The organism is Citrobacter sp. CtB7.12 (genome assembly GCF_001297795.1).
Taxonomy (GTDB): domain Bacteria; phylum Pseudomonadota; class Gammaproteobacteria; order Enterobacterales; family Enterobacteriaceae; genus Citrobacter_A; species Citrobacter_A amalonaticus.
Genome location: NZ_LIFT01000039.1, coordinates 1 through 5,769 on the forward strand (window position 1 = coordinate 1; position 5,769 = coordinate 5,769).

Annotated in this window: 6 protein-coding genes; 1 reads left to right on the top strand and 5 read right to left on the bottom strand. The window is 59.1% G+C overall.

The annotated features are described in order from the left end of the window. Nucleotides 1–343, top strand: a 343-nt coding sequence (locus AOY24_RS23085; protein ID WP_152967199.1) for a transposase, incomplete at its 5' end; no start/stop codon positions are given. Between the two features lie 457 nt (nucleotides 344–800). Here the strand turns inward: AOY24_RS23085 and AOY24_RS23090 are convergent. The 5 genes from AOY24_RS23090 to AOY24_RS23110 form a co-directional block, all read right to left on the bottom strand. Then, nucleotides 801–1,451, bottom strand: coding sequence for a LuxR C-terminal-related transcriptional regulator (locus tag AOY24_RS23090; RefSeq protein WP_054177450.1), 651 nt, complete (start codon nucleotides 1,449–1,451; stop codon nucleotides 801–803). 269 nt (nucleotides 1,452–1,720) lie between these two features. Next, a complete protein-coding gene (locus AOY24_RS23095; protein ID WP_072185445.1) occupies nucleotides 1,721–2,428 on the bottom strand; it encodes a response regulator transcription factor in 708 nt (235 codons plus the stop codon). Between the two features lie 32 nt (nucleotides 2,429–2,460). After that, nucleotides 2,461–3,039: a hypothetical protein gene (locus tag AOY24_RS23100; RefSeq protein ID WP_152967234.1), complete on the bottom strand. Its 579-nt coding sequence runs from the start codon at nucleotides 3,037–3,039 to the stop codon at nucleotides 2,461–2,463. A gap of 51 nt (nucleotides 3,040–3,090) precedes the next feature. Next, nucleotides 3,091–3,393: a DUF5339 family protein gene (locus tag AOY24_RS23105; RefSeq protein ID WP_054177453.1), complete on the bottom strand. Its 303-nt coding sequence runs from the start codon at nucleotides 3,391–3,393 to the stop codon at nucleotides 3,091–3,093. 102 nt (nucleotides 3,394–3,495) lie between these two features. Continuing rightward, on the bottom strand, nucleotides 3,496–5,769 hold a 2,274-nt coding region (locus tag AOY24_RS23110; RefSeq protein WP_152967235.1), incomplete at its 5' end, for an autotransporter outer membrane beta-barrel domain-containing protein.

The following is a 5,769-nucleotide window of genomic DNA, read 5'->3' on the forward strand; positions in this document are numbered from 1 at the left end:
GTGCCCGGAAAGTTCAGCGTTGGGTAAAGCGATCGCCTACGTGCTAAAACGGCGGGAGAGCCTCAGTCGGTTCCTGGAAGATGGCTCGTTGCCGCTGGACAACAATCGCTGTGAACGGGCCATCAGACCGGTGGTGATGGGACACACCAACTGGTTGTTCGCCGGTTCGGTTGCAGCAGGTGAGCGTGCAGCCAGAATCATGAGCTTGCTGGAAACCGCGAAAATGAATGGCCTTGACCCGCATGCCTGGCTGACGGACGTTCTGCATCGCCTGCCATCGTGGCATGAAGACAGGCTGCACGAGTTACTGCCGCTCCCGGAGTATCACTTCACAGAAAACTGAGTGCGGGTGCACTCCGCCCCCTCAGGTATAGCTTCAGTATGGCCTTCATCTCCATGTTCAACGGATACAATCCCTGCCTGGCTCCTGACCTAAATACGTTCTCAGTGGAACTCCGGGGTAAGTTCAGCTATCTGAAAAACTGACTCATTTACCCGTCAACGCCAGACACCGGGATAATGCAGGCACGGTCATAATCTGACGTCAATATGAGATCACCGGAAGCATACGAGTGATTAATTTTATCATCCGTTACTTCTGAACAGAAACGTTACCCCTGTTGCACCGCTGGCGCTGAAAAAACACAATATCATTACAGGAAAATCCACAGTTATTCTTTATCGTTATATTTTCAGGCTGCTCAAAATTCCCTCCAGGTATTATTTTCCATGGTACTGGAATATTTCTTGCTATCATTCTTACGGTGAAACAGAATATTCCTGAGTTTATAATCCCTCACTTACCTGACCCTGATTAGCCCGATCCTGAGCGACTCCCTTATCGCCTCACGGTGCGCATATATCAGCCCCGGCTGCCCCAGCCCCAGCTTCAGCCTCAGGCTGTTGCTGAACGAATACAGCGTCTTCATCGTGATATTCAGTACCTGACTGATTTCACGCAACGTCCATCCCCTAAGGATATAACCCAGTACCATCGTCTCACGCTCCGTGAGCTGAATGGCCGTCTTTACCGGCCTCCTTTTCCCTTCATGATGACAGGCGATTTTCTTCATCACCTCATCACACCCCAGTTTACTGATACACGCCATCCGGTAACCATAACAGTCACAGGCGCAGGACAGCAGACCCGTCAGCGTCTCTGACTCATACAGCACCGTTACCTGACTGACCTTTTTATTCCCGGCAATACACTCCGGGGACACCAGCCAGTCAAACCAGGTCCGGCTGTTACACACGGCGTCCGCCTCGTCCGGCAGAATGATATACACGGACACGGTGACATCCTCACCGGTCTGTTCACTCCAGCGGTTCATCTGCACCGGAGAGGTGAAAGAGAGGATGTCCAGGCCCTTAAATACCTGTGAAAGAATATACGTCAGTGCTGTATTACGAAAATAACATTCTGATAATGCCACAATAAATTTCTGCATAACAGTTTACCTTTACCTGCTGTCCGCCTTTTACATTATTTATTCTGTCAGCCGATATTTATATTTTCCGTCTGCGACGCATCCGTCACAGTGAAACAAAAAAAAACAAACACCGCCAGGACACTGAAACCACTCCCGACCGTCTGAATACCTCTTTTACTTACGCAGAACGAAATAAATAACACTATCTAACTGACCAGCACAGTGCCCCCACAACGGATCTGACGGGAACAACGGTTATTCCTGGTCACATCCGGTCAGCAGGACGTTCAGTCTGCTGCCGGTTCCGGAGTCACCGTCATGCCATCACCGGCAGGTGCTGTTATCGCCTCTCCCAGCCGGTATCCCTGACCCCACACGGTCCTTATAATCTGCCGGCCAAGCTTCTTCCGCAGGCGGGAGACATGCACTTCCACCACATTGCTGCCGACGGTCCGGTACAATGAACACAACCGGTCCTCAATGCTGCGCTCAGACAACACCCGGTTCCGGTTGAGCAGAAACATCTCCAGCAGCGCCATCTCCCGTCCGGTCAGTTTCACCGGCTCACCACGCAGCCACACCTCCCGGGATGCCGTGTCCAGGACAATATCCCCGTGAGTCAGGCATGACGACTGACCCGCCGCATTCCTCCGCACCAGGGCGTAAAGCCGGGCCAGCAGCTCCGGCAGCGCCACTGGCACCGTCACGCAGTCATCCGCACCGGCATTCAGTGCCGCCGTCCTTTCTCCGGCACCGCTGCCTGCAGACCCCATGGCCAGCAGGGGTACACCGGCGTTTTCCCGCCAGCGGCTCAGTGCCCGTCCAGCCGGGGATGATGCCAGCATGAGAATAACGACACAGTATGTCACTGTCCGTAATGCCGTTTCACCTTCACGGATATCCCTGACCCTGTCCACAGAGTGTCCCGCCTCCTCAAGCCACCCGGCCAGGTATACCGCATACTCACATGGCTCACTGACCAGCATGACTCTCATTACCTTCCCCGCAGCCTCTGCCGCCCGTCCGGTCATTTCCGGATAACCGGGTCGTCCGGCACTTTCTTTTTGTCCGGAGTCTCCTTTTCCGGTGTCTTCACCTCCACCTCCGGCAACTGACCGAACACCGGCGTCACTTTCGCCATCTGTGTCAGAAGCTCTCCGGTGATGTCCGACCCGCTGTCCGACCCCAGCAACAACCCGCGGGCCACCACCACCGTCCCCGGATGCGCCTGCGTCCACATCTGCACCGCACCGGTCAGGGTCTGCATCACCACCGTGTTCGCCGCCTGCTCCTCAGCCCGGTACTGCTGCGCCAGCCGCTGCTGCCCCGCCTGCAGCGTTTCCGCTGACGGATGCGTGCCATCAGGACCGTACACCGCACTGATTTTCTTCACCCCGTCTTCCAGACGCTGACGCACCTGCGCCAGGTGTTCGCGGGCTTTATCCGCCGCCGCCGACTCCCTGAACACCCGCTCCACATCCGCCACCACCACCTGTGCACCCACTGTTGCCCCCTTCATGCTGTCCGCCCGGGCCACGCCGCCCTGCACAAAAAATACCACCGCCAGCCACATCATCACGGCCGTGTACATCCTGCCTCTGTTCATCTCACGCCTCCGTCAGGCGGTGTATTCCCCCGGAATATCCGGGGGACGGGCTCACTTTTTCGTACCTTCTGTCTGTTTCGCCATCTGCTCCATCATACTGACCGCCTGTTTGCAGGCCTGTTCCTGTGCTTCTGCCGACCGGGCCATCAGTCGTTTCTTTGCCACCTCATACTGGGTTCTGACGGTGTCAAGCTGCTCCTTCATCGCCGCGTTATCTGCCGCCTCATTCGCCGCCAGTGCAAGGTAATCCTCCGTCATTTTAAAATACTTACTGCACTCCGGACCGGTCTCTGCTGCACACACCGCCACTGAACCAGACAACATCACTGCCGCCAGTACCATTTTCTTCATCATGGCTGTTCTCTCTGGTTATTTATAAGGGGCCGGGTTATCCCGGCCCCTTTCCTGCCACTGCCTTCCCCGCGCGCCCTCTGTGCGGGACTGCGCCTTACACCGCTACCACCGGTACTTCACGCCCAGTTGCACCGTGCCTGCCGAGTAGTCGCTGCCACCGGCTTCCACACCCGCCTGGAACTTCACGCTCAGCGCCGGCGTCACTTCCGCACTCAGACCCAGCTTCAGCTCAGCACGGTCAGTCGGGCCGTGTTCACGTACCGTGATGTCATCCATCCGCACCTGACGTCCGCCGTCCGCATGCCACCAGTTCACCTCCGTTGACAGGTACACCGGCACGCCCAGGTTTGACTCCGGATGGTACGTGTACCACCGTGCCCCCACCCGCGTCGTCACCGTCGTGTCGTCCATCCCGCTCACCACCGTTTTTCCTTTCTCGGTGTGCTTACCGCTGCGGTAGTCCGACCGTATCACCTGAACCTGCGGAACCAGACCGCTGCGGTTGCCTTTCTCATCCCGGCTGACATCAATGCCATATCCGGCTTCCACTGATGACGTCCAGTTATGCGCATGGTAGTTTTCCTCCGGCAGGCCACCACCGTACACCCTGTTGTCAAACTTCCCGTACATGCTCCAGATGTCCACATACGGTCCGCTCATCGGGTCGTTGCTGCCGTACCAGGTACCGTAGAGACCCGCGCTGTAACCGCGCACACTGCCCCGGGCCTGACCTTCCTTACCGTTAATGCGGTTATGGTCGTCACCCACCATCCCCATCACGCCGGCACGGAAGCTGCCGTCACCTGCCGGCACCCGCAGCACATCCGTCCCGACATGCAGCACGGTCTGGTTGTCGTGACGTTTACCACCCGCCCCGTCCATTTCTGACACTTTCCCGGTCAGGCGTGCCCAGGTGGCCCGTTCAGGCTCCCCGTTCTCCCCGGCCAGCAGGCGGGCAGGTCCCTGACGGTCAAACAGGGTGTGCACCTGCATGCCGTCCGCAAACTGCCGGTTGCCCAGGTATGCCCCGGTCTCCGGACGGTAGTGGCTCTCCCCGCCCGGTGTGACCGCCGGCGACACCAGGTACCAGTCATCCGCCACGCCACCGGTACCCCCGCGCAGCAGCCGGTAGTTATACGGCCCCATGGCAATGACGCCACCCCGGTAACCGTCAGAGGACGACGACAGGCTGAATGCCCCGGACGCCGTGGTCCCGCCGTTGCGGGTCTCCACCAGGCGTATCCCTTTCGTGGTGTTCGCCCCGCTGCCGCCGGCATGCTGCACCACCAGGTCCGTCTTACCGGAGGCCCTGCCGCCGTCAATCACCAGACGGTCCGTCGCCGAGTCATCCCCGCCCAGTACCGTATTGAGCACCAGTTTCCCGTTCTGTCCGGTGTAGTCGCCCTTCACCACCAGGCTGTTACCGGTCTTACCGCCAGCCAGGTTCACCGTGCCACTGTTGACCAGCCCGCCAGCCAGTGTGAGGGTGGAGGTTGCCGCAGACTCATGACCTTTCATGGCATTCAGCGCACTGACCGTGCCGCTGTTCACCACCTTACCACCCACGGCACCCTGACCGCCCAGCGTGCCGCCGGACGCCACCGTCACATCACCGGCACCCTGACCACCCAGAGTGGTGTCAGCCCCGGTCAGCAGAACCGTGGCACCGGAAGCGATATCCGTGGCTGCCGTCATACTGTTATTTGCACTGTCAACGGTCAGCGTGCCGCCGTTCACATTCAGCTGACCACCACCGGTCATTTCCCCTTTCACGCTGCCGCCCTGCGACACATTCAGCGTGCCGTCGTTCAGCGCCAGCGTGCCGGCACTCTCAACCTCCAGGCTGCCCACCGACTGGGTGGTTTTATTCAGGTCTGCCGTCGCATTCCCTTTCACATCCAGCTTCGCCGTCTTCCCGAGCGCATTGTCCGCATCCGTACGCAGCATGCCACCCAGCACCGTGGTGTCACCGGTGTAGTCGTTGCCGCTGTTCGACAACGACACCAGTTCACCCGCCGGCGCATTCGTCGCCAGATTACCGCTGCCCGTGATACGGGCTGACATATCCGCCGCGTTCCCTGTTGCCCCCGGGTCACCGGCCAGCGTCAGGGTCTGACCCTGCTGCAGGTCCAGCTCCTTCAGCCCGTAGTTCACATACAGACCGTCATCACTGCCGGACGCCCCCGTGGTGGTCAGACGGTAGTCATACGTCCCCTTCGCCACTACGCTCCCGTCCTGGGCAATGTCCACCTGCGTGGCCGCCGTGACGGTGTTGCCGTTCTGGTCCTTCAGCGTCAGGTTGCCGCCGCTGCCGGTCACGTTACCGGCACTGACCAGTTGCAGCCCCACGTTCGCGTCGTCCTGGGTCATCAGCGA

Excerpts from the sequence above, each read along its gene's own strand:
- AOY24_RS23090 (WP_054177450.1), bottom strand. The coding sequence starts at position 1,451 with ATGCAGAAATTTATTGTGGCATTATCAGAATGTTATTTTCGTAATACA.
- AOY24_RS23095 (WP_072185445.1), bottom strand. The coding sequence starts at position 2,428 with ATGAGAGTCATGCTGGTCAGTGAGCCATGTGAGTATGCGGTATACCTG.
- AOY24_RS23100 (WP_152967234.1), bottom strand. The coding sequence starts at position 3,039 with ATGAACAGAGGCAGGATGTACACGGCCGTGATGATGTGGCTGGCGGTG.
- AOY24_RS23105 (WP_054177453.1), bottom strand. The coding sequence starts at position 3,393 with ATGATGAAGAAAATGGTACTGGCGGCAGTGATGTTGTCTGGTTCAGTG.